This window comes from Vibrio mexicanus, assembly GCF_001012815.1.
Classification (GTDB): Bacteria; Pseudomonadota; Gammaproteobacteria; order Enterobacterales; family Vibrionaceae; genus Vibrio; species Vibrio mexicanus.
This window is the reverse complement of sequence record NZ_JYJP01000111.1, coordinates 1-23,963: the sequence shown is the minus strand read 5'-3', so window position 1 is coordinate 23,963 and position 23,963 is coordinate 1. Positions and strand designations below refer to the sequence as shown.

Below are 23,963 nucleotides of genomic sequence, written 5' to 3'. Positions count from 1 at the left end.
ATTTTCGATTTTTTTTCGTTAGCGGTATAAAACGTGACGCGTAACAACTTTTTTAGCTGTTCATTCCATCTCTTCAATATCAGCAAAAGATCTGGTTCAAAGTTCAACAGCATTTAAAGCAGAAATTCGATTTAGGCCTAAACGCAAAAAATCCAGCCGAAGCTGGATTTTTTCATGACTCAGTTTGATTAGCCTAGAAGACTTAGAGCTGAGTTTGGAGCCTGTTTCGCTTGAGCCAAGATTGAGCTTGAAGCTTGAGACAGGATTTGAGATTTCGTTAGTGCTGTTGTCTCTTTTGCGAAATCAGTATCTTTGATTCGGCTCTTAGACGCGTTTACGTTCTCGTTGATGTTATCTAAGTTGTTGATAGCGTGGTTGAAGCGGTTTTGGAATGCACCCAACTCTGCGCGGTGGCTATCTACAAACTGTAGTGCGCTGTCGATGATAGCAACCGATTCTTGTGAACCACCTACTGTTGTTACGTCGATATCGTTAACCGTTACTGCATTCGCTGCACCAAACGCTAGCTCACCAGAAAGGCTTCCTGAGAATGCCAGAGTTGAACCGTCTGCTTTGTTATTGCCCGCATAAACTTGTAGCGCACCGTCTTCGTCAACAGAAGCCGTTACTAGGTCAGTTTGACCGTTAATGTAAGTGGCTAGCTGCTCGATATCATCGCCTTCTTTCGCATTGATGTTGATAGTTTGTGCAACACCTGCGTTGTCGGTCACGTTGATTGTTAGGTCGTTTGCACCTGCTTGAACGCTCCAGTCTTTATCTTTTGCGTTCGCCGCTTTAAATGCTGTACCACCCATGTCAGCGTTGTCGCTACGCATGTTGTTCATTGACAGCATTACTGCTTCACCGTTGTCAGCACCGATTTGGAAAGACTTAGTCCCAAATGTGCCGTTTAGAAGCTTATTACCACCAAAAGAAGTCGTTTCAGCGATACGGTTAAGTTCGTTGTTCAGTGCAGTTACTTCCTCTTGAATCGCTACACGCTCAGATTTGCTGTTTGAGCCGTTAGCAGATTGTAGAGATAGGTCACGCATACGTTGTAGGATGTTGGTAGTTTCGTCCATCGCACCTTCAGCGGTTTGTGCGATAGAGATACCATCGTTCGCGTTACGTACTGCAACATCAAGACCACGGCTTTGAACATTCAAACGGTTAGAAATTTGAAGACCTGCCGCATCGTCTTTTGCGCTGTTGATCTTAAAGCCTGAAGATAGGCGTTCCATTGATGTTTGTTGAGCATTAGTTGCACTGTTTAGGTAACGTTGTGCTGTCATTGCCGATACATTGGTGTTTACGTTCACTGCCATGGTATTTCTCCAATTGATTTTCCGATGTTTCCGGTTTCCGACGTCTCGGAAAACCAACTTGTAAATTTGTCTCTTAAACGAGTTCTCTCAAAGTTACTTTTATTAACGGCTCGTTTTTCCAAACCTTGAGAATTTTTTTAAGTTTTTTTTGAGAAAAATGTCTTTAGGAACTTAAACGTGATGAAGACGCTGAATTTCAACTTTTTTGCAAAATTCGCCCTAAAGTTTAGTTTTCTCTGGTCGATAGAGTTCGGTTTGCCTGACGTAAAACAATACCGTATTAGATGACTAGCCGAGTAACGTTAAAGCTAGATTGGGTTGCTGCTTGGCTTGAGCAAGGATGGATGTACTTACCTGCTGCAGGATCTGCTGCTTAACCATTTGGGTCGTCTCTTTGGCATAGTCGGTGTCTTTAATTCGACTATTAGACGCCGCCAGGTTCTCATGCACGTTATCAAGATTGTTGATTGCATGACTAAAGCGGTTTTGCATCGCGCCCAATTCGGCTCGATGGCTGTCAACATGTTGCAAAGCCGTATCAAGAACAGACACGGCACTTTGAGCGCCGCCAACACTGGTTATATCAATGTTATCAACCACATCATAACCATCGGTGTTCATCTGCAATTGGCTAGCAAGTGACCCAGAAAAAGCAATGGTCCCTGCGGTCTCTTTACCCGCCATGTAGATTTGCAGTTGCCCATCTTCATTGACTGATGCTGAAACCTTATCGGTTTGGCCGTTGATGTATGTGGCCAGCTGTTCAATATCGTCACCAATTTTGGCTTCTATATTAATTTGCTCTTGCTGACCTTGCGAATTGGTGTAGGTCATATTGAAGGTTTGATTACCTTGGGTGACTTGCCAAGTTGAATCGGCCTGAGCCGCAGAGAGATAAGAGAATCCCCCATATCCAAAGTGTCAGAACGCATATTAAGCAAAGAAACCTGAACCGCTTCGCCCGAGCTTGCACCAATTTGAAATGAAGACTCTCCAAACGACCCATTGAGCAATTTTCGACCACCAAAAGAGGTAGTTTCGGCAATTCTGTTCAATTCAGCATTTAAAGCCGTCATTTCTTCTTGTAATGCCACTCGCTCTGCTTTGCTATTCGAGCCATTTGCCGATTGCAAAGAGAGATCGCGCATACGTTGAAGTAAATTGGTCGACTCTTGCATCGCCCCTTCTGCGGTTTGCATGATTGAAATACCATCATTGGCGTTTCGCACAGCAACGTCTAAACCACGCATTTGCGATTCGAGACGATTCGAGATCTGCAACCCTGCTGCATCATCTTTAGCACTGTTAATACGGCTTCCTGAAGACAAACGCTCTAGGGACTGATTGAGCATATCAGTCGCAGTCCCTAAGTGGCGTTGTGCAGTCATTGCAGCAACATTGGTATTAACGGTGATGGACATGGTTGTCGCATTCCTCTTTACATTTTTAGCATCAAAGGCGAAGCGCTAACTCGTAAGAGCTGGCTTCTAAAAATGGTTTCCCAGCTAATGTATCGGTTGGTTTGATGGTTTCTTTAGCGCTTTCTCCACAAATAATGTCAAAAAACGCACGCAAAAAAGCCGAGCATAGGCTCGGCTTATCAATCACTTATTTGTATATAGCGAAATTACAGAGTTACTTAACGCTCAGAGATTCCAACATTGTTAGCGAAGGAGCGAAGAAGTACGCACCTGTCACGGCTTTAGTGAAGCGCAACATTTGGTCTGTCTTGCCATCTGTCACTCCATACATGCTCTCTAACATCGCTTTGAAGTTATGAACCGTATTACAGTAAGCGATGAACAGCAGGCCATGGTCACCACTCGCTGAGCCATACGGCAAGCTGTGGCGAACAATCTTCAAGCCTTTGCCTTCTTCTTTAATATCAACACGGCCAACGTGCGACGCTGCAGGTACATCATCAAGCTCAATAGAGTCTGGCTTAGTACGGCCAATGACTTTCTCTTGCGCCGATACACCTAAACGATTCCACGCCGGTAAATCGTGAATAAAGCGCTGAACCATCACGTAGCTACCGCCTGCGAACTCACCTGTAGGAACAATCGCCACTTCCTCGCGCACAGCTTCTTTCGGGTTTTCTGTACCGTCGACAAACTCGGTCATGTCACGAGAATCTAGGTAGCGGAAGCCACTGGTTTCATCGATGACCGTCACGTTTTCGTTCACTTGACTTAATAGTTTGCGAAGCACATAGAAATGCAAATCGTGGCGCTCTGAATGCAGGTGGATCAACACATCCACATCCGTGCTAGGTGCAAATGCCTGACCTTCACCGAGCTCTGGGAAGTCGATAAGTTCAGAAGGCACGGCCACATCAAGCTTCGACCAAAACGATTTAGTGAACGCAACACTTACCGTTAGGTTTGCTTCAGGCTGCTGAGCATTGAGCTCATCCACAAGTGTTGGCAAAGCCTTTAGTTCTTTCAATACGTCTTGAGCATTGTCGTTGACCTTAAGCAGTGTGTACTGTGCGAAAGGTCCGGCTTCCGGCAAAATAGCGCTTTGCGGCTGATTCATGATGAGTTCCTCACTTATATTTTTTGCTCAGTGTAGTGATTTTTTAATACGTTGTTTTGATTGCGATCAGTCAGAGTACGTTCTTAGGAAGTGTTAAACGCTTAAGTTTCCGGAGGATTATAGAAGCAATCCGCCACACTTTTACTGTTCACTAGATATAGAGTAAACCATAACAAAGCGACAGACGTTAAACCATTGGTCCAACTGAATACGCCATTTTGTAAATAGATATGATAGAGCGTTTGAGCAAGCTGACCTGCTGCGGTCAAAATCGTGACGGGCTTACCCCACGCCACAATTCGGTTTAGCCAAGCTCTGTCTGGGTTTCTTAGGCTAATGAGCCACATTAAAGCAATGCTTGGAACACCCATCGCAAGCCCAAGATAGAGCATGGAGTGATCTGGGTAGACAATTTCGAGTATTTTACTGCCACTTTCTCGACTGGCGCCTGCGACGACAAACACCACCCAAGCTTTCGCTAAGAATGCCCACCCAAGCCAAAGTAGCAATGGCGCCTTTAAAAATCCATGCTTGTCATACTGTTCGAAACTGTAACGCACCTAAAACTCATCGCTCGATTGTTGTCTTTGTGAGATGAGAAATGGGGGCGCTAGGCGGTGTTCACAAGTCGTAATCCCAATAAGATTGGAGCTAGCCTTTTAAAGAGTCCTAGGCGACTAAATTTGTGAGTGACTTATCAGTACGGTCTAATTTGATGATGAGCGACGAGATACCTTGTAAAAGGAGAGCCCCACAAACCCGATTAACAATAGAACGGGCAGCCCCCAAAGCAGTGAGTTCTGCAAGGACAAAGCAGGTTTATAGCGAACAAAATCCCCATAACGAGCCGTCATGTAGTCCACCACTTGTTGTTCACTATCGCCACTCTCAATCATTTGGAACACGATGAGCCTGAGGTCTTTGGCAATGGGCGAGTTAGACTCCACTAAGTTTTGATTTTGACACTGGGGGCAACGCAAAGCTTTTGCTAAAGCAATGGCGCGTTTCTGCTTCTCAGGCGAACTAAACTCAAACAGCTCAACTTGCTCGATAACTTGTTTGTCCGCAGGGGCAAACAAAGCCTCATTTGCAAAAGTACTGGGAGAGGAAAATACAGATAGAACACCGATGATTAGCGCGATAAAACCGCGGATAAACGCTGGGGGAAATCGAATCACTCAAACCTCACTGCACAAAGTAGGATGCAAAATGCTTGCGCCAAGCCTTGTCTGTCAGCTTGCCAGAGAACTTCTTCACTATGTTGCCTTGGCCATCCACCAGATAAGTTTCTGGGGTTCCAATCACCCCTAAATCAATCGCTAATCGACCTTGAGGATCATAGATAACCTCTTGGTACGGGTTGCTGTGTTGAGCTAAGTATTTGAGCGCACCTTTTTCGGAATCTCGATAATTTACCCCGACAATTGGCACACCTTGACTGGCTAACGCCATCAGTTTAGGGTGCTCACTGGCACAAATACCGCACCAAGACGCCCACACATTAACCAGTTGATAACCTTCTCGCGTAAGGACTTGTTCAGAAAGCGATTTATCTGGCTCACCCAAAGCATCCAGTTGGAAACTGGGAAACTGCGCGACAGCGCTTGAATCGGTGTTATTCGATTCATTTAACGACACTAACATTATCGAACTGAAAACCAGCACCGTCAGAATTAGAATTGCCAGCTTAAGTGTTTTCGATTGACGCATGCGCTGGCACCTCCTTACGCTTCGTTTTAGCACAAGCTAAGCTCATCGCGACGCCTACCACGCCCAACATCGCCCCTAGCCAAATCCAGTGAATGGTCGCTTTGTATTGAATTTTGACTACGTAAGCATGGCGATCAACTTTCTCTGCTAGCGTAACGTAATAGTCACCATGCCAGAACCGTTTGATCGACGGTTCACTCATGTTCATCACCCGCACTAAGTAGTGACGACGTTCAGGGCGAACTACAAAGCTTTGTCCCCCTTTCGCGAAATCGATCTCAGCTCGTTCCGCGGTATAGTTCGGGCCAATATGCCATTGGGTATCATGGTATTTCACCTGCCAATCACCAAAGGCAAATTCGCTGCCTGGCTCTAACTTACGATTAACTTCAAACGAGTATTCGGCGTTGGAAGCAGCCCCAACAGCCATGACTGCAATCCCGACGTGTGCCAATACCATGCCCACTTTACTCACTTGCCACTGAGATTGGACAAGCATATATAGATGGCTGAGCGCTATCCAAGCGGCTAACACCCACGTCAGATGCACTGTAGTAAAAAGAACATGGGTGTCCCAAAGCCCAAAAAGCAGAGAATACAACCCGGTGCCAAGCAAGATAGAAGCACCGACCAATCCATACACGAACTTGCCAGTTACGTAGCTTCCCCGCCACCACTTAACCAAGGGAGCAATGCCCATCAGCAGCATGATTAACAGGGTTAAAGGCACAAATAGCGCGTTAAAGTAAGGCGCACCAACCGAAATCCTCCCCCAACCCAAAAGCTCATAAATCATTGGATAAAAGGTACCAAGGAAAACAGTAAAGGTAGCAATGATAAGCAGACCGACACCAATGAAAACCGCATAGCTGCGACTTGTTACCGCTTGAATCGGCTGGGACTTAATATCTTCGCCTTTTACAATCAAAAGGCCCAATGAAGCGACCAAGACAATGGCCAATATTGCCAATAGAGCGATACCTTTGCCGGGGTCGACCGCGAAAGCATGAACGGAGGTAAGCACGCCTGAACGAACAATGAAGGTTCCCAAAATGCTCAAGCTAAAGGTAATAATCGCCAAACTCAGCGAGAGAAGCTGCATCATTTGATATCGGCGTGACGCCATCAAACTGTGCAGCGATGCGGTTCCAGTTAACCAAGGCAACAAAGAGGCGTTTTCTACGGGGTCCCAAAACCACCAGCCGCCCCAACCTAGCTCGTAATATGCCCACCATGATCCTAAAACGATACCTGCGGTTAAAAAGCCCCACGCAACCAGCGATACTTTTTGGGCAAAATAGAGCCAACGCTGTTCAAATTCAGGCTGCATCAGCGCGCCACATGCTAGCGCTAAGACCACGGAGTAACCGATGTACCCCAAGTAGAGCAGTGGCGGGTGAAAGATCAGCCCGACATCTTGCAGCATCGGATTCAGATCTCGCCCCTGAGTGAGCCACTGCTCATTAAATCCAAACGGGTTAGACGTGAGCAGCGTGAACCAAGCAAAGGCAGCAATAAGGCCATGCATAACCCAAAGCGTGTCAGCCTTAAACCTTACGCTCATTGTTCCAGCAGGCATAGTCCAAGCAAAAGAAATAGCGGCAGCCCAAAGGCATAAGGTCATCACCCAAAACAGCATAGATCCCTGATGGCCACCCCAAACGGCAGCAAATTTAAAGAACGTCGGTAAATCCGAGTTGGAGTGAGTGGAAATATACAGGTACTGAAACTGGTCTTGCAGAAATAGACCGCCTAAGCCGAGTAAGCTCAACACAGAGAGAATAGCGCCCAAACGTGCACTCCAAGTCAAGGTGACGAAAGTGTGCTGTTTCTTTGTCAACCAACTCACTGGATGCGCAATGAACACCAAAGTGCTCATTACCGCGACGATCACAAGCGCGAATAGCGCTAACTCTCCAATCATACTTTCTCTTAACTTGCAGCTATGACTTCTTCAGTAGTTTCTCTACACAACGGTCATCTGGCCTGCATAAAGAATAAAGGTTCTAAGCATTAAAACTCCCACCAAACTTAAGCTAGTGACCACCAAAATAAAGCCATGATTGTGGCGAACTTCCGTTGGCGACACCGCATTGAGTGTTAAAGGAAGTAACATGCCGATGAGGACGACACCGAACCAGAACCAGTTAGACCAGAATCCGCCTCCGATAGCATTCCACGCCGCCACTTCATTTTGACCACCACTGAAAATCAAGCCTGTAAAGAAGGTCACCAAAACAAACAGCTCAAAAATCACCACTGGACGCTCAAAGCCATGCACCCATTTCACGCTTGGGCTCGATGTTGGCTCTTTGAATACCAAGATACCAAACAGCAAGCACGCTGCAGCACCCGACGATAAACTTGAGAACAAGAATAGAATCGGTAGCACAGGGTTATTCAGCATTGGGTAAGTCTGTAGCGCTGACAATAAGAAGCCCGTATAAGCGGCTAGCATGACCGCCAAGAAGCCCAAGAACAGCTCAATTGCGTTCTCAAACTCACCAAACTTCTTCAACAAGCCATCAACAAACGCAAAACGCCCTTGCAAGAAGTCCATGATGGTCTTTCTGAAAATAATGCCAATCCATACAAACAGCACGGCCATATAGACTTGGAAAAGAATCACACCCATCGACATGACAGAAGTGACGTTAAAGTAGATCATGATTTTCCAGAACATCAACGGCTTGGTTAAGTGGAAAATCAGAATGGTGAGACCCGAGATAATACCAAATGGTGCCAGCCAAGCGGTTGCCTTCATGATGCCATTTTGCGCGGCATCCCCTTCTATCACTTTGCGTTTCAAGTAGATCGCAATCATCACCGCGCCCGCAGACATACCAGCCAAGAACAGGTATATGGCAATGATCCAATCCCACACTAACGAGTCAAAGTGAAATGCACTATCTAATCCGTTCATGATTACACCTCCCCTTTGTCATATGGGATTTTGTAGAGCTTAGGTTTCGTACCCAGATGCACCTTATCGCGATACACAACCTCGTTATTTAACACCTTATTGATCTCACTGTTAGGGTCGTTGAGGTCGCCAAACACCAAAGCTTGTGTTGGGCAAGATTCTACACATGCTGGCAACTTACCTTGCGCTAAATTGGTATCTCGGCAGAAGTTACATTTATCAGCAGAACCTTCTTCCGGATGGAAGAAACGCACTTGGTACGGACACGCCGCCAAACAGTAACCACAGCCTACACACTTCTCTTTATGAACATCGACAATGCCCGTTTCGGGGTCTTTGTACGCCGCAGCAGTTGGACAGACCATCACGCAAGGCGCGTTCTCACAGTGCTGACAAGAATTGCGAGTAAAGCGATATTCCACATCAGGAAACTCACCTTTGGGTTCACTTCGAACGATCTCTAAGCGCGATACGCCCTCTGGTACTTGGTTTACTTCACGGCAAGCATCCGTACATGCTGTACAGCCAATACAGGCGTTTTCATCGTGAATCATGCCATAAAGCTTGGTGCCATCCTCTTCGACATTCGCAAGAGTTTTTCGACTGTTTAGAATAGAGGTTCCCGCTACGCCCGTGGTGAAAATAACTGCACCGGCGCCGGTTAAAAAGTTTCTTCTTGAACAGCTCATATCACCTCTCCTTCTCTATTTGACTGAAGTCAGAGTGGCAGTCCACACACAGTTTTATTGTCTCTTTGCGCTCCATACTTAGAACACCAGACTTCTTAGCCCCGTGAACATCGTGGCAATTTGAACAAGTCAAATTCTTTGCGTGCACATCGTGGGTCCAACTCGCCTCACGCAAGTTTTCAGGCACGTGACAATTCATGCAGTTGCCATTGGCATCCAACACTTGTTGCTGAGAAAGCTGAATTTTTTCAGTGCCATGTTGCGACTGGGCCGGTCCATATTTCTTCACAACCGGCGCACCTTCACGATGATCTGGCCCAATGTTGCCATGGCAGGTCGTACAATTGAGGGTTTTACCCACCTCTGCAAACTTCTCGACGGTATGAGTTTGGTGGATGGTGTTTTGTGAGTCCTTGTGACATTGAATACATTTGTAATCTTTGTCTCGGATAAGTGTGACTTCGTGACGTGTCGATTTCTCTTCAGACGGCATCGCTGAAGTGTCGGCAACGGCATGAAGTGAAGAACCATAGAGGCAAAATGCAAGCAGGAACTTGAGCATTATGACTATGGCCAACTTAATATTGCCCATTTCATCCTTTCCTTATACCAACCATCGAATTAAGTCATTAACTCAATAAATTGGTCAAAATTAACGTCCTTCGAAATGAATTAAATTCACTCCAAATGAGATCAATTCTTATTTTGGAAAAGCCACAACGCTCTATCGTTTATATATTACTCAACTGTGGAAAATTTGGTGATTCAAGGCGGTTAAAAAGCGATCTAAATCACCATAATATTTAAAGGACCATAGCGCCTAAGTCATTGTTGATAATAGATTTCATTATCAAAACAAGAAATAACAAAACAATCTAAAAGACCATTTAACTACCTCTTTGGGGGTATAAAAATCATTCTTTGAACTGGGTCACTAGCATAAATTGATCTAAAACAATAAAGACGCCTCACCACATTAGTCAAAACGTTTCTTATTATTACAATATATTTCAGTTCTCCAATTCTTATATTTGGTATAGCCAGTTCACAACGCTGCTAATAACAAACAGAATTATGGAGAAGACACTGTGAAAAAATTGCATTGGATACCAAGTTCCGTTGCAGCAATATTATTAATGGTCGGCTCATTGACGAGCACGACGACCCTTGCTGCATCCGACGAAAAAGGCGTGATGGACCCTAGAAATCAAGCCTTTGAGCAAGATCACCCTGATCAATTCCACTCCTGGAAAGCCACCTCAGAAAGCGAACAGATTGAAGATGCCCTGGCGGGAGATCCAAACATGGTCATCCTATGGGCTGGCTATGGTTTTGCTAAAGACTACAACAAAGCTCGCGGCCACTATTATGCCCTTGATGACGTAAGAGAAACCCTGCGTACCGGTGCACCAATGGATGAAAATTCCGGCCCGATGCCAATGGCATGTTGGAGCTGTAAAAGCCCAGACGTTGCTCGTGTCATTGAGGAGCGTGGCGAAGACGGCTACTTCGAAGGAAAATGGTCCCGCTTAGGCGATCAAATTGCCAACCCTATCGGCTGTTCAGATTGTCACGACACACGAAGCGAAGGCTTTAAGAATGGAGAACCCGCTCTGGCACTGACGCGTCCTTACGTTGAACGTGCAATGACAGCCATCGGCAAACCTTTTGAAGAGCAGTCGCGCTTAGATCAACAAGCCTCGGTTTGTGGCCAATGCCACGTCGAGTATTACTTCACTGGGCCAACGAAAGCCGTGAAGTTCCCTTGGGATATGGGTACTGGTGTCGATGAAATGGAGCAGTACTACGATGCGCTTGGCTTCAAAGACTGGACGCACAAAGTCTCCAAAGCGCCAATGCTAAAAGCTCAGCACCCAGAGTACGAAACTTGGCGTGACGGCATTCACGGCAAAAACAATGTCGTGTGTGCTGACTGTCATATGCCAAAAGTCACGAAGGAAGACGGCACTGTTTACACTGACCACAAAATTGGTAACCCATTTGATCGCTTCGAAGACACCTGCGCTAACTGCCATACGCAGTCGAAAACACAGATGATCGAGATTGTCTCAACGCGCAAGAGCCAAGTCCTCAACATGAAGCTCACTGCTGAGAAGCAAATCGTTGCTGCGCACTTTGAAGCAGGTGCGGCTTGGGATGCAGGCGCGACAGAAGCTGAGATGAAGGACATTCTTCAAGATATCCGCCACGCTCAATGGCGCTGGGACTATGCGATCGCCTCTCACGGCGTTCATATGCACGCACCAGAAGTGGCATTGGAAGTGCTCGGTACTGCGGTTGACCGCGCAGCCGATGCTCGTACTAAGCTTATTCGCTTGTTAGCAACGAAGGGGGTTACCGAGCCAGTTGAAATCCCAGATATCTCAACCAAAGAGAAAGCTCAAGCGGCACTAGGCATGGATATGGAAACCATGAACAGAGAGAAAGAGCACTTCCTAAAAACCGTCGTACCAGAATGGGACAAAGCAGCAAGAGAGCGCGAAGCAGAGTACTAAACAACTGGTTAACGAAGAAAGGCGAAAGGCTCAGCACGTTGCTGAGCCTTTTTTTGGACCAGCGCATTGTCACCATACGTAGTTGAAACGTTTACTATGAGGTGCACTGCATGAGATCGTGATTCAGGTATAATGGTTCCCATTAGACATCGTGATATTGAAAAAAGGTCATCTCGATAATGGTAGATCAAGTGAGTAAATCAGCTGCAACTCAACGTCTTGAAGGCGACACTCCCACACTACGCTTATTCAAACTATTAGAAATTATTGCCGAAAAAGATGAGTTTCTCTCCCTTCAAAGCTTAGTCGATGAAACCCAGATACCAAAGCCAACCTTGCACAGAATGCTCCAACAACTAGAGAGCGCCAATATACTTCAGCGCGATGGTGACAACCGTCACTACAGCTCGGGAGTTAGACTACGTCGTTTAGCTGAACAAGTCTCGCTTAATAGCACCACACACAGTGCTCGTAATGCAGTTCTCGTACAACTTTCGAAAGAGCTTGGAGAAAGCTGTAACTTAACGGCATTGTCCGGCAATGAGGTGATCTATGTTGACCGAGTCGAAACACAAGCACCATTGAGGATCTGTTTAGAGGCAGGCTCCAGAGTGCCTATACACTGCTCAGCTACTGGGAAACTCTTCCTATCTGGGATGACAAAGTCTCAGCGTTCTCGGCTACTGTCTCACGCATCATTAGAACAATGCACAGAAAACACCATCACAGATTACGATTCGCTAGAAGCTGAAATTGAAAAAGTAAAAATCCAGGGCTATGCGATTGATAATGAAGAGTTCATTCCGGGATTGTTTTGCATTGGTGTGGTGGTCCCTTCATCATCAGGAAAATCTAACCTTTGCCTTGCAGTTCAAGCGCCTAAAATACGTTTGCACGAAGAACACATTGATAAACTACTCCCAATATTGACTCGCGCCGCTCAGAAGATAAGCGATATCGAATCTGAAGCTTGGGCTCTTAAGTAGATTAAACCAAAATGAAATAGTGAGGGCTTAGTAAAGCACTGAGCCCTATTATCTCACTGCCCGCTTTTCATCCACAAAAGCGTCATCATCCTAGCCTCTCGTTTCTCCATACTCCCGTTCTCCTGGCACGCATTAGCCAACTTTCTCCTGCTCAATCGCACATTTCTCTTGTTGATAACGACTTTACAATCTCTGGTATTGCTACCCCCTTGTACGCTCAATTCATCAGCATTGTTCAGCCACAACAAAATCTCATTTTTCGAGACAATTTATTCCACTTTACATAAATTTAATTGACCTTGATAAGCAATTCACACTAAACTGGCGACCAACTGAGCACTGTACTGTCACGATAACTCAATAAAGGTCTCTCAAAATGAATACTCAATCCCATACTCCTACCTCTTACAAAAATGATATCGAGCTACTCGAAGCGTTTAGCGCTGCATGGAACCGACACGATATTGATGCTCTTATGACCTTCATGACAGACGACTGTGTATTTCATACCGCCAGCGGAGATAGTGCATTAGGCAATACATTTGAAGGATATGAGGCGGTAAGGGAAGGCTTTCAGATTGTCTGGAAAACGTATCCAGATGTCGCGTGGCTAGATGCAAATCATTTTGTCGCGGGGGATCGCGCGGTAACAGAATCGACGTTCTGCGCCACTAAACCCGATGGAAGCAAAATTGAAGTCAGAATGATCGATATGTTTACGCTTTCAAACGGTAAAATAAAAGTGAAGAATGCTTTTCGAAAAGACAGACCTGCCATCATCAATTAATAGCGTCAATCAAGACTCGCCTTATTTCTCATCATAATTAAGGCCCTGCTAGTTAAATTAACTGACTAACTAATGGAGTGGTAAAAATATAACCACCCAAACCTCCTTCCATTATATAGCCAACTTCATTAACCATAATGAAGTTGGCTTTTTAACTATCTAAAGTATGCACCATCATTAATATCAATACAGCTACCATTGATATATTTGGGGCTACACGAACCCAACCAAACAATAGTGTCTGCCACTTCTTCTGGATATGCAAAACGCCCAGTTAAACTTGAATCTTTAATCTTATCTAAGCGATCTTTGTCTATTGACTCCATCATAGGTGTCATCACCGGACCACTTGCAATGGCGTTCACCATAACTCCATGAGGACCAAGTAATTTTGCAAAGCTCTTTGTGGCATTAAGCAACCCAGATTTTGTCACCCCATACCAAATATCTGGATGCCCAATATGAGCGGCAATGGAGGTATTGTTGACGATTCGCCCCGATCCCTGTTGTTTCATTTGCCTTGCTACCTCAGTGACAAGAGTGATCGGAGCTTCTAAGTTAACTTTAATGGTCAACGCTTTTAGCTTCTCTGGATATTCATCATAAGGTGATGAAAACATCACTCCTGCATTGTTCACCAGCGTATCAATTTTTGGGAGTGATGAAATGACATTTGGGATCTCAGAAATTTTTGTCAAATCAAATTCAATACATTCTACTCGACTGTGATTACGGTGAACAAAATCCCCAAATTCATTGCTTAATGCAGTAATGTTATAATCTTGTTCGATAAATTTATCGCAAACTTCTTTGCCTATCCCACCTGAAGCGCCTGTGATTAATACGTGTTTTCTCATTTTTAAATGTCTCTTTTCATTAATAGCCCCCTTCATTATCTTTGGATAAAATTAAACACTCAAACCTATATAAGTGAAATAAAAACATAATGTTATCGAAACATAAAACAATATAAATTGTTCTCTAATCGCTTTAATTTACTTGACTCACCACCTCCTAATTAAGCACTTTCCATTTATTTTCCACCACACTATCATCCAGATTTCGACCAACACAAACCATCACTTCCACACGAGATTGTCCCAACAAAGACATATCGAATCCCTCTGAGTTCAGGTGAAAGAGAGTCTTTGTTTCTCCTTTGACAACTTGTGCAAGTCGTGACTCAACCGTGTTCTTTAATTCATCTAAAGACAGGGAGGACTCAATTCGATACCAATACCCTCGTTCGGTTTTTCGTTTTGCCCAATAGTCGAACTCCAGAGCTTCGATTGGGTGCCGACTTAGAATGACGCCTTGAAAACGCATCATGGCAGGTTCTAGCCTAACTGGTGTATGCTTAAACTCAGGTTGACCAGACGTCACATCAGTATATGGCGCGATTAAGTCACACACTTTACTCTGTTTTGCCGTCGCACTATTCCAATGGATTGGCATGAAAATCTGATTTTTCGCCATATCTTCACTGATTTTTACTATCGCAAAGACTTTGCCATAACGGTTTGAGATTGCGGCTAACTTACCATCTGTTAATCGATACTCTGCTGCGGTACTTGGATGCACTAACACATAAGGCTCAGGGGAGTGCTCACACAGTTGCGCCACTAAACCAGTGCGAGTCATGGTATGCCAATGATCGCGGGTGCGCCCTGTGTTAAGCAGTAACGGAAGTTCATTCGTTACCGAAGACTGCGGCTGAGAGTAGCTAACAGGAATCAAATTCGCTTTTCCATTGGGCGTATAAAAGTGCCCATTATCGAAAAAGCGTTGATTAACAATTCGCTTTTGAGGAGCACAAACCGGCCATTGCTGTGGAGTAAGTCGGTTGTAATCCATGTCGCTAAGGTGTGCTAATCCTGACAGATTAAGGTCAAGATTGAATCTTTGATTTGCCTCTGCGCTTAGCTTGGCATATTCAGCAAACACTTCCCCTTCATGAACGTAATCAAACGCTTCGCCAAAATCCATTCGCTGCGCGACTTGACTGATGATCCACCAATCTGGCTTTGCCAATCCTGGGCTAGGTAGCAATCGACGCTGACGCGAAATGCGACGCTCTGAGTTAGTCACCTTACCCGACTTTTCACTCCAACCTTGGGCTGGCAGCAGAACATCGGCGTACTGAGTGGTTTCGGTCTCACTGATGCAGTCAGACACCACAACAAATGGACAAGCTTCTAGTGCCTCTTTCACTTTTTGACTGTTCGGTAAGCTGACGGCAGGGTTGGTCGCCATGATCCAAATAGCCTTAATTTTTCCTGAATGCATCGCATCGAACAGTTCAACAGCTTTCAAGCCCTCTTGTTTGGCAAGATTGTTCGTCTGCCAAAACTCGCTCAGCCATTTTCCATGCTCCAGGTTTTGAAACTCTAAGTGCGACGCCAAAGTATTTGCCAATGCGCCCACTTCCCTTCCCCCATCGCATTGGGTTGGCCTGTCACCGAAAATGGCCCGCAGCCTTCACGGCCGATTTTCCCTGTTGCTAGGTGGCAGTTGAGAATACTGTTTACCTTATCCGCGCCTTGAGTAGACTGATTTACCCCCTGTGAATAGATGGTCACAACCTTGTCATTATTGGCGAACAAGCGATAAAACTGGTCAAGCTCAGCCGGAGTGAGTCCCGTCGTTTTTGCAATGCTGTCTTCGAGTTGCGCCGACAATACACTATGAGTGAATCCTTCCGTGTGCTGTTCTACAAATTCATGGTCTATCCCATTATTGTCAGCCAAATACGCAAGTAATCCATTAAACAAAGCGACGTCTGATCCGGATTGTATTGAAAGGTGCAGATCTGCAATAACACTGGTGTCAGTCTTTCTAGGGTCGATCACCACCACTTTCATCTCGGGGTTGTTTTGCTTAGCCTCTCGTAAACGTTGAAACAAAACGGGGTGACACCAAGCTAAGTTGGAGCCCACAATAACAACCACTTCAGCCAACTCTATATCTTCGTAGCAGACAGGGACAGTATCTGTGCCAAAGGCTCGCTTGTGACCAACCACAGAAGAAGCCATACACAAACGTGAATTACTGTCGATGTTCGCGCTTCCAATAAACCCTTTCATCAGTTTGTTCGCTAGGTAATAATCTTCTGTGAGTAGCTGCCCCGAAACATAGAAAGCGACAGAATCTGGGCCATATTCTTCTATGGTTTGACGAAATTTTTCCGCGACGGTATCGAGTGCCTCCGGCCAGTTTAGATCTGTTTTAGCCCCATTTTTATTGAATTGAGGTGCGAGCAATCGCCCTTCATGTGTGACTGTTTTTCCGAGAGCAATACCTTTGGTGCATAGCTTTCCATAATTCGAAGGGTGCTCACGATCGCCACGGATCTCTAGCTCTCCATTTGAGAGCGGACGCGCCTCTATACCACAACCCACTCCACAATATGCACACGTTGTTTTCACCCAACCTTCTGAACTGCTTGTCATTCGCGACCTCAAAGAAAAACACTGAAAATCCATTAGTAGCAAAAAAAACAATCCAAAACCTTGAAATAGAATATTTCAACATTAAAACATTGAAAAATAATAATATTTTTCACAATATACCACTTTATAGGTAGACACATTTAACAGCAAAACACATAAGAAAACATACTCAAGCACCAATTTGATCATAATTTTCACCACTTAAGGACAAATTATCAAAAAACAGAAACTCTCAACACGAAACCAACCTTACTAGCAGCTTTAAAAATCACCATTAAACATTTGTTTTTAAATAAAATAAAATAAATAAGCCACCTAGCACTCCAACTTTGGCATCTAACTTACCTTTGCTTAACCAACACTTTTCTTAACTTGCTGTAAAAGATTCAGTTCAGAGAACGTCACACAATTGTTTGCATAGAAAAGTTTGCATAGGCAGTGCACGTTCTTGATGAAACTGAATAGATAAGGATTTCAATATGGCGACCACTAAAACTAAAAAGCAGAGAATTGTCGTAGTTGGCAACGGAATGGTTGGGCACAAGTTTATAGACACTGTCTTACAACAAAAACGCGACAATCCCGAACTCGAAAACGTCGAACTCATTACCTTTAGCGAAGAACCTCGACTGGCTTATGATCGCGTTCAACTCACCGCTTACTTTGAAGGCAAAACTGCCCAAGACTTGGCGCTCACCGACGAAGATTACTATGAAGAAAATGGCGTCAAATACGTGGTCAACGAGAAAGTGACCCACCTAGATACCGATGCTAACAACGTCACTACATCAAGCGGCCGCGTAGAGCCGTACGACACTTTAATCCTAGCGACCGGTTCTTTCCCGTTTGTGCCACCTATTCCTGGCAACGACCAAGAGCACTGTCACGTTTACCGCACCATAGAAGATTTGGATGCAATTTCGGAATCAAGCAAGGTCAGTAATAACGGTGTGGTCATCGGTGGTGGCCTACTTGGTTTAGAAGCGGCGAATGCGGTAAAAAACCTAGGGCTAGAGACCCATGTTGTCGAGTTTGCGCCAAGGCTTATGGCAGTTCAACTCGATGAAGGCGGCGGCGCGCTGCTTAAACGTAAGATCGAAGCACTTGGTGTTCAAGTTCATACAGAGAAAGCGACCACTGAAATCGTGGCAGGCGAATCGTCTCGCTACCGAATGAACTTTGCAGATGGCTCGCACCTAGAAACGGACATGATCGTTTTCTCTGCGGGTATTCGTCCGCAAGACGAGCTGGCAAGGCAAGCCCAGATTGAGATTGGTGAACGCGGCGGTATTAGCGTTAACAATCACTGTCAAACAAGCGTTGAAAACGTTTATGCCGTCGGTGAATGTGCCCTGTGGAATCAGCAAATCTTCGGTTTAGTGGCGCCGGGTTACCAAATGGCTAAAGTAGCTGCCGAGCACATTCTCTCACACGGTAACACCGAGCAAGAGTTCACTGGCGCAGATATGAGCACTAAGCTCAAACTGCTTGGCGTTGATGTAGCAGCATTGGTGAAGTTCACGGCAAGACAGAGGGCGCGCAGTCATACACTTATTGCGATGACATTGAACAAGTGTATAAGCGCCTAATCATCTCTAAGGATGGGAAGGAAATCGTTGGTGCAGTATTAGTGGCGATGCCGACTCTTACGGTACCTTGCTGCAAATCAAACAAAACGGTATGCCACTGCCAGAAAGCCCATCGACACTGATTTTGCCGAATGTGGCAGACGACCAATCCAGTGCCATGGGTATCGAAGCACTGCCAGACACCGCAATGATATGTTCCTGTTTCGATGTCACCAAAGGCGACATCAAACAAGCGGTTTCCCAAGGATGCACCACTATGGCTGCACTGAAGGAATCAACCAATGCCTCGACTGGTTGTGGTGGTTGTAGCGCGTTGGCTAAGCAAGTACTCGACAGCGAGCTCGCTTCGCTGGGTGTTGAAGTCAACAACGACCTGTGTGAACACTTCGCCTACTCTCGCCAAGAGCTGGCCGACATCATTCGAGTCAACAAAATCCAAACCTTTGATGAGTTGCTGGAATCTCACGGTAAAGGGCTCGGCTGTTCAACTTGTAAGCCGACAGTCGGCTCTATTCTCGCTTCTTACTGGAACGACTACATCCTGAAAGAGGAGCACACTGAACTTCAAGACACCAACGACATCTACCTTGGTAACATGCAAAAAGACGGCACTTACTCTGTCGTCCCAAGGGTGGCGGGTGGTGAGATTACGCCCGACAAGCTGATTGTGCTGGGCGAAGTGGCGAAAGAGTTCGACCTATATACCAAGATTACGGGCGGACAACGTGTTGACCTGTTTGGCGCTCAGCTGCATGAGCTACCACTGATTTGGCAAAAACTGGTGGATGCTGGTTTCGAAACAGGCCATGCCTACGGTAAGTCCGTCAGAACAGTGAAGTCATGTGTTGGTAGTACTTGGTGCCGCTATGGTGTGGGTGATGCGGTTGGCTTTGCGATTGATATCGAGAACCGCTACAAAGGCCTACGCTCTCCACACAAACTCAAATTTGCAGTATCAGGCTGTACGCGCGAGTGCGCAGAAGCACAATCCAAAGACATTGGTGTTATCGCAACAGACAAAGGTTGGAACCTTTACGTGTGTGGTAACGGCGGGATGCGCCCAAGACATGCAGACTTATTCGCTTCTGATCTTGATGACCAAACCTTGGTTAAATACATCGACCGCTTATTGATGTTCTACATCCGTACTGCAGACCGTTTGCAACGCACCTCTGTATGGCTTGAGAACCTAGAAGGCGGTATCGATTACCTCAAACAAGTCGTTATCGAAGATAAGCTCGGGCTTGCTCAGGAGCTTGAAGATGAGATGGCGCGTAACATCGAAAACTACCAATGTGAATGGAAAACCACCTTGGAATCACCTCAAAAGCTCAAGCGCTTTAAACACTTCATCAACAGTGATTCTGAAGATGCCAACTTGAACTTCAAACAGCTTCGCGGCCAACGTTTCCCTGAACCAGCAACAACACCAAAAACACCGCTGCGACAAAACGAAATGACCATTGAGGTGACCGAAGTGAGCTAACTCACCTGCGTTCATCTGCGGAATCGTATCCGCTAATTTTCAACAAACTATTTTTTAACTTAACGTCAACGACAGGGAGAGCCCTATGAGTGACTGGCTAACTGTGTGCCAAAAAAGTGACTTAGTTCCTCAAACCGGAGTCTGCGCTTTTTTAAACGGCCATCAAATTGCTATCTTCAACTGCCAGCGAGAAGGCAAGCTGTACGCGATTTCCAACTACGACCCCATTGGTAAAGCCAATGTGTTATCGCGCGGAATTATTGGTTCGATAGATGATGAACCGTACGTTGCCTCACCGCTGTATGAGCAGCATTTTCACTTAGAGACAGGGGCCTGTTTAGAAGAGCAAGACATTATGCTCACTACCTATTGTGTGCGGGAGCTGGACGGCAATATTCAAGTTCAGCTTCCGCTCTCAGAAAACATCGCCGCATAATCTCTAATAAGGAATTAAGACTATGGAAAGTAACGCTTTTTCGCTGCTGTCATTTAAAGGCAAAATGAAGGTCCTGCATTTAAGCTGGATCGCCTTCTTCATTACATTCGTGGTGTGGTTTAACTTCGCACCGCTGCTACAAATGGTCAAAACCTCGCTCGGTTTAACCACAGAACAAGTTAAAACCCTACTGATTTTGAACGTCGCGCTAACCATACCTGCGCGAGTGTTAATCGGTAGCCTCACTGACCGCTATGGCCCTAGATTGGTCTACTCGGCACTATTAGCCGTATGTTCCATCCCATGTTTCATGTTTGTGTTGGCTGATTCATTCTTACAAGCCGCCATTGCTCGCTTCCTACTTGGCTTCATTGGTGCTGGCTTCGTCATCGGTATCCGCCTTGTTTCTGAATGGTTTCCGCATAATGAACTCGGTACCGCAGAGGGCATTTATGGGGGCTGGGGTAACTTCGGTTCTGCTGCCGCTGCGTTCACACTACCAACTATCGCATTACTGTTTGGTGGTGAAGAGGGTTGGCGCTACGCCGTTGGTCTGACGGGTGTGATGAGCTTGCTGTTCTCTGTTGTTTTCTATCGCAGTGTTACAGACACACCAAAAGGGGCGACATATTTCAAACCGAAGAACTTGTCCGCGATGGAAGTGACTTCTAAAGGTGATTTTGCCCTGCTGCTTATCATGAAGATCCCAATGTATGGCGCGCTTGCTCTACTTGCATGGAAACTCTCGCCATCGGGTGTAGGCATGCTGTCTGACTTTGCCGTTAACGCCGTATACATAGGCTTGGCTGCGCTGTATCTCTACGAAGTATCGCAAGTATGGAAGGTCAATAAATCTATCTTTACGACGCCGGTTGAAGAAGTTCACCGCTACAAGTTCAAACAAGTTGCTGTTCTGAATGTCCTTTACTTTGCCACTTTTGGTTCAGAATTGGCGGTTGTTTCAATGCTTCCTCTGTTCTTCTTGGAAACGTTTGACCTCTCTCCTGTACTCGCAGGTATGGTGGCTTCAGCCTACGCTTTCATGAATTTGATGTCGCGTCCTGGTGGCGGTTGGATTTCAGATAAATTCGGTCGTAAACCTACTCTACTTATCCTAACCGCAGGCCTTGCATTGGGTTACTTCCTAATGGGTCAAGTAGGCAGTGACTGGCCACTATGGTTAGCAGTAGCCGCTGCAATGGCATGTTCGTTCTTCGTGCAAGCGGGTGAAGGTGCCGTGTTCGCCACTGTGCCTCTCATTAAGCGTCGCATGACAGGTCAAATCGCCGGTATGACAGGTGCTTACGGTAACGTGGGTGCAGTGGTTTACCTAACAGTTCTCTCTTTCGTTTCTTACCAAACCTTCTTCTATGTCATTGCTGCAACCGCAGTGCTTGGCTTTGCCACCCTTTTATTTATGGAAGAGCCAAAAGGCCAAATGGCGGAAGTCAATGAAGATGGCAGCGTGACGTTAATCGACGTCTCTAGTTAAAAATCGGGGGAATATGGCTCATCCGCTTATCACCGCTAATGGGTCGTATTCGTTCAAAAGCCTTGCTTAGATTTTCGCTTCGCGGGGCTTTTGTTCTCCAGTAAGTTTCAAGCTCTGCTTAATCAAGGCAGCAATTGGACTTATCGGATGATCAATAGGAGAGACAACGATGGGTAACCTTGCGAATCAACAAGCCAATACCATTCTTTCGACCCAACACATTGCCGTTGGCGGGTATTCTCACGCCGGAAACAAGGCCATCAATCAAGATGCTCTGATGGCAAAAATCCCAGAGAAACAGTACGATCTCGACTTTAAAGGGGCCATTGCCTGCGTCGCCGATGGTGTGAGCAGCAGTGAGCATGGTCAGCAAGCAAGCCACACGGCAACAACGCAGTTCATTCTTGATTATTACTCCACCCCACACAGCTGGGGCGTAAAGCGCTCCGCATGTAAAGTCCTCAGCGCTCTAAACTCATGGCTGTTTCAACAGAGCCAAGCTTCTAACTTGCCGCACAATGGTTATATCTCAACCCTAAGTTCCGCCATTTTTAAGTCCAACACCGCGCATTTGTTCCACATTGGCGATAGCCGAATCTATCTCATACGAGATGAAAAAATCCGCTTACTCACCCGCGATCACTCAAGAAAGGTGATGAGCCAGCAGCAAGTGCTGACACGCGGTTTAGGCATGGATAATCGACTCGATATCGACTACCAAACTATCAACCTAAAACCCGGTGACCGTTTCTTGTTTACCACCGATGGGGTGCACGATGTGCTATCCCATGAAAGGCTGTTCGAGCTCGCCAGTGCCGAACAGCCGTTAGCAAAAGTCAGCCAAATTTTATGCGAATATGCTCAACTAGAAGGCAGCCAAGATAACTTGACCTGCCTGTTAGTGGACATATTGTCCTTGCCGAACTTAACGCCCCTTGAATACAAAACGCGCTTACTATCTAAAGCCATTCCACCCGTGTTAAACGTTGGTCAAAGCATCGATCATTACAAGGTGACACACATACTTCACAGCGGAACACGCAGCCATGTTTATCGAGTCACTGATGAACATACTCAAAACGAATATGTACTAAAAACACTCTCGCCGGATGCGGCAGACGATACCAGTGCTCTAACCCAGTTTGCCAACGAGTATTGGGTGGGCAATCAGCTTAGCAGCCAGCACGTCATGAAGGTTATTGCCGCACCAAAAGGGAGCCCGTTTTGTTATCAGCTCTATGAGTACCTGTCTGGTACCACATTAAGACAGTGGATGCACGACCACCCTAATCCATCGCTCACTGACACTCGCAAGATCCTCGAATCCATCATCAAGCTGCCCGTGTCTTTCAGCGTGCGGATATGGTTCATCGCGACCTAAAGCCTGAGAACATCATACTGACCGATGACGACCGCGTAGTGATTATCAATTTTGGTTCTGCGTCTGCGCAAGGTTTAAAAGAGAGCATCAGCCCAAATGATGAAGATACCCCACTGGGGGCGATGAACTACATTGCACCTGAATACATTATCGGTCAGAACGCAACAACGCAATCCGATCTGTTTTCAATTGGCGTGATTGGTTACGAGATGCTCACAGGGCACTATCCGTATTCAACGCAATCAGGTTTGGACTTAACCAAAGCGCGCAAGCGAAAGTGGCTCTATATCCCTGTTACTAACTATCGTGGAGAGCTGCCGCTTTGGCTAAATATGGTGTTTGAAAAAGCTTGCCACCCCAACCCGAAATCACGTTACCAAGCGCTCGGAGATGTCATCGCCGACCTGCATTCGCCGAGCGAAGAGTGGATGAGGAAGACCAAACAGCAACCATTAATCAAACGCAACCCACTTAAGTTTTGGAAAAGTTTAACCGCACTGCTGCTTGGCGCGGCCTTGCTAGAGCTTTGGGTTATTCTTGCGCGCTAAGTTTAGTGGCTGGTTAGGGTCTGTTGACCTTTCGAGCTGATTTTGGCAGCACTTTGTGGAAAGTTTCTACAAGGCAGAGGTTTTGATGTGTAGCTAGCTACATGAAAA

At 45.9% G+C, this 23,963-nt stretch carries 17 protein-coding genes and 3 pseudogenes; 8 read left to right on the top strand and 12 right to left on the bottom strand.

From position 1 onward, the window contains the following. Nucleotides 1–188 precede the first annotated feature (188 nt). From UA76_RS17380 to nrfB, 10 genes and pseudogenes are all read right to left on the bottom strand, one after another. The gene (locus UA76_RS17380; RefSeq protein ID WP_047048779.1) at nucleotides 189–1,325 is read right to left on the bottom strand and encodes a flagellin; all 1,137 of its coding nucleotides are present in this window, start codon (nucleotides 1,323–1,325) and stop codon (nucleotides 189–191) included. Nucleotides 1,326–1,613: 288 nt separating this feature from the next. Further along, nucleotides 1,614–2,746 (bottom strand): annotated as a pseudogene (locus tag UA76_RS17375) (flagellin). A 214-nt stretch (nucleotides 2,747–2,960) separates the two neighbouring features. Further along, nucleotides 2,961–3,863 carry a Dyp-type peroxidase gene (locus UA76_RS17370; RefSeq protein ID WP_047048777.1) on the bottom strand — a complete coding sequence of 301 codons (903 nt, stop codon included), beginning with the start codon at nucleotides 3,861–3,863 and terminating at the stop codon, nucleotides 2,961–2,963. A 101-nt stretch (nucleotides 3,864–3,964) separates the two neighbouring features. Next, a complete protein-coding gene (locus UA76_RS17365; RefSeq protein WP_047048774.1) occupies nucleotides 3,965–4,423 on the bottom strand; it encodes a DUF2919 domain-containing protein in 459 nt (152 codons plus the stop codon). A gap of 147 nt (nucleotides 4,424–4,570) precedes the next feature. Beyond that, nucleotides 4,571–5,041 carry a heme lyase NrfEFG subunit NrfF gene (gene nrfF, locus UA76_RS17360; RefSeq protein WP_238322335.1) on the bottom strand — a complete coding sequence of 157 codons (471 nt, stop codon included), beginning with the start codon at nucleotides 5,039–5,041 and terminating at the stop codon, nucleotides 4,571–4,573. 7 nt (nucleotides 5,042–5,048) lie between these two features. Continuing rightward, the gene (locus UA76_RS17355; protein WP_047048771.1) at nucleotides 5,049–5,573 is read right to left on the bottom strand and encodes a DsbE family thiol:disulfide interchange protein; all 525 of its coding nucleotides are present in this window, start codon (nucleotides 5,571–5,573) and stop codon (nucleotides 5,049–5,051) included. Further along, nucleotides 5,551–7,497 carry a heme lyase CcmF/NrfE family subunit gene (locus UA76_RS17350; protein WP_047048768.1) on the bottom strand — a complete coding sequence of 649 codons (1,947 nt, stop codon included), beginning with the start codon at nucleotides 7,495–7,497 and terminating at the stop codon, nucleotides 5,551–5,553. Before UA76_RS17350 ends, UA76_RS17355 begins: the two co-directional genes overlap by 23 nt. A gap of 42 nt (nucleotides 7,498–7,539) precedes the next feature. Further along, entirely contained in the window at nucleotides 7,540–8,496 is a 957-nt protein-coding gene (gene nrfD / locus UA76_RS17345) for a cytochrome c nitrite reductase subunit NrfD (RefSeq protein ID WP_047048765.1), read from the bottom strand. A gap of 2 nt (nucleotides 8,497–8,498) precedes the next feature. Then, nucleotides 8,499–9,185: a cytochrome c nitrite reductase Fe-S protein gene (gene nrfC, locus UA76_RS17340; RefSeq protein ID WP_047048762.1), complete on the bottom strand. Its 687-nt coding sequence runs from the start codon at nucleotides 9,183–9,185 to the stop codon at nucleotides 8,499–8,501. Nucleotide 9,186: 1 nt separating this feature from the next. After that, the gene (gene nrfB / locus UA76_RS17335; RefSeq protein ID WP_047048761.1) at nucleotides 9,187–9,777 is read right to left on the bottom strand and encodes a cytochrome c nitrite reductase pentaheme subunit; all 591 of its coding nucleotides are present in this window, start codon (nucleotides 9,775–9,777) and stop codon (nucleotides 9,187–9,189) included. Nucleotides 9,778–10,321: 544 nt separating this feature from the next. Here nrfB and nrfA point away from each other — a divergent pair. From nrfA to UA76_RS17315, 3 genes are all read left to right on the top strand, one after another. After that, nucleotides 10,322–11,701 carry an ammonia-forming nitrite reductase cytochrome c552 subunit gene (gene nrfA, locus UA76_RS17330; RefSeq protein ID WP_420340926.1) on the top strand — a complete coding sequence of 460 codons (1,380 nt, stop codon included), beginning with the start codon at nucleotides 10,322–10,324 and terminating at the stop codon, nucleotides 11,699–11,701. A 191-nt stretch (nucleotides 11,702–11,892) separates the two neighbouring features. Beyond that, entirely contained in the window at nucleotides 11,893–12,687 is a 795-nt protein-coding gene (locus UA76_RS17325; protein ID WP_238322334.1) for an IclR family transcriptional regulator, read from the top strand. Between the two features lie 376 nt (nucleotides 12,688–13,063). Beyond that, on the top strand, nucleotides 13,064–13,474 hold the full coding sequence (locus UA76_RS17315) for a nuclear transport factor 2 family protein (protein WP_047048755.1): 411 nt from the start codon (nucleotides 13,064–13,066) through the stop codon (nucleotides 13,472–13,474). Between the two features lie 155 nt (nucleotides 13,475–13,629). Here UA76_RS17315 and UA76_RS17310 read toward each other — a convergent pair whose 3' ends face one another. Beyond that, a complete protein-coding gene (locus tag UA76_RS17310) occupies nucleotides 13,630–14,331 on the bottom strand; it encodes an SDR family NAD(P)-dependent oxidoreductase (RefSeq protein ID WP_047048752.1) in 702 nt (233 codons plus the stop codon). Between the two features lie 181 nt (nucleotides 14,332–14,512). Next, nucleotides 14,513–16,923, bottom strand: a pseudogene (locus UA76_RS25250) (molybdopterin oxidoreductase family protein); the annotation flags it as partial. Between the two features lie 479 nt (nucleotides 16,924–17,402). On the opposite strand from UA76_RS25250, the pseudogene nirB reads away from it, so the two are divergent. The 5 genes and pseudogenes from nirB to UA76_RS23730 all read left to right on the top strand — a co-directional run bounded on the left by nirB (nucleotide 17,403) and on the right by UA76_RS23730 (nucleotide 23,855). Beyond that, nucleotides 17,403–19,998: pseudogene (nirB, locus tag UA76_RS17300) on the top strand (nitrite reductase large subunit NirB). Nucleotides 19,999–20,083: 85 nt separating this feature from the next. Next, nucleotides 20,084–20,434, top strand: coding sequence for a nitrite reductase small subunit NirD (gene nirD / locus UA76_RS17295; protein WP_047048749.1), 351 nt, complete (start codon nucleotides 20,084–20,086; stop codon nucleotides 20,432–20,434). Between the two features lie 22 nt (nucleotides 20,435–20,456). Then, nucleotides 20,457–21,926, top strand: a complete 1,470-nt coding sequence (locus UA76_RS17290) for a NarK family nitrate/nitrite MFS transporter (protein WP_047048746.1) — start codon at nucleotides 20,457–20,459, stop codon at nucleotides 21,924–21,926. Nucleotides 21,927–22,095: 169 nt separating this feature from the next. After that, nucleotides 22,096–23,307, top strand: coding sequence for a PP2C family protein-serine/threonine phosphatase (locus UA76_RS17285; protein WP_052772084.1), 1,212 nt, complete (start codon nucleotides 22,096–22,098; stop codon nucleotides 23,305–23,307). Next, nucleotides 23,289–23,855, top strand: coding sequence for a serine/threonine protein kinase (locus UA76_RS23730; protein ID WP_052772083.1), 567 nt, complete (start codon nucleotides 23,289–23,291; stop codon nucleotides 23,853–23,855). Before UA76_RS17285 ends, UA76_RS23730 begins: the two co-directional genes overlap by 19 nt. Nucleotides 23,856–23,963 lie beyond the last annotated feature (108 nt).

Excerpts from the sequence above, each read along its gene's own strand:
- UA76_RS17350 (WP_047048768.1), bottom strand. The coding sequence starts at position 7,497 with ATGATTGGAGAGTTAGCGCTATTCGCGCTTGTGATCGTCGCGGTAATG.
- nirD (WP_047048749.1), top strand. The coding sequence starts at position 20,084 with ATGAGTGACTGGCTAACTGTGTGCCAAAAAAGTGACTTAGTTCCTCAA.
- UA76_RS17380 (WP_047048779.1), bottom strand. The coding sequence starts at position 1,325 with ATGGCAGTGAACGTAAACACCAATGTATCGGCAATGACAGCACAACGT.
- UA76_RS17370 (WP_047048777.1), bottom strand. The coding sequence starts at position 3,863 with ATGAATCAGCCGCAAAGCGCTATTTTGCCGGAAGCCGGACCTTTCGCA.
- nrfC (WP_047048762.1), bottom strand. The coding sequence starts at position 9,185 with ATGAGCTGTTCAAGAAGAAACTTTTTAACCGGCGCCGGTGCAGTTATT.
- UA76_RS17290 (WP_047048746.1), top strand. The coding sequence starts at position 20,457 with ATGGAAAGTAACGCTTTTTCGCTGCTGTCATTTAAAGGCAAAATGAAG.
- UA76_RS17285 (WP_052772084.1), top strand. The coding sequence starts at position 22,096 with ATGGGTAACCTTGCGAATCAACAAGCCAATACCATTCTTTCGACCCAA.
- UA76_RS17315 (WP_047048755.1), top strand. The coding sequence starts at position 13,064 with ATGAATACTCAATCCCATACTCCTACCTCTTACAAAAATGATATCGAG.
- UA76_RS17310 (WP_047048752.1), bottom strand. The coding sequence starts at position 14,331 with ATGAGAAAACACGTATTAATCACAGGCGCTTCAGGTGGGATAGGCAAA.
- nrfA (WP_420340926.1), top strand. The coding sequence starts at position 10,322 with ATGGTCGGCTCATTGACGAGCACGACGACCCTTGCTGCATCCGACGAA.
- nrfD (WP_047048765.1), bottom strand. The coding sequence starts at position 8,496 with ATGAACGGATTAGATAGTGCATTTCACTTTGACTCGTTAGTGTGGGAT.
- UA76_RS23730 (WP_052772083.1), top strand. The coding sequence starts at position 23,289 with ATGGTTCATCGCGACCTAAAGCCTGAGAACATCATACTGACCGATGAC.
- UA76_RS17355 (WP_047048771.1), bottom strand. The coding sequence starts at position 5,573 with ATGCGTCAATCGAAAACACTTAAGCTGGCAATTCTAATTCTGACGGTG.
- nrfB (WP_047048761.1), bottom strand. The coding sequence starts at position 9,777 with ATGGGCAATATTAAGTTGGCCATAGTCATAATGCTCAAGTTCCTGCTT.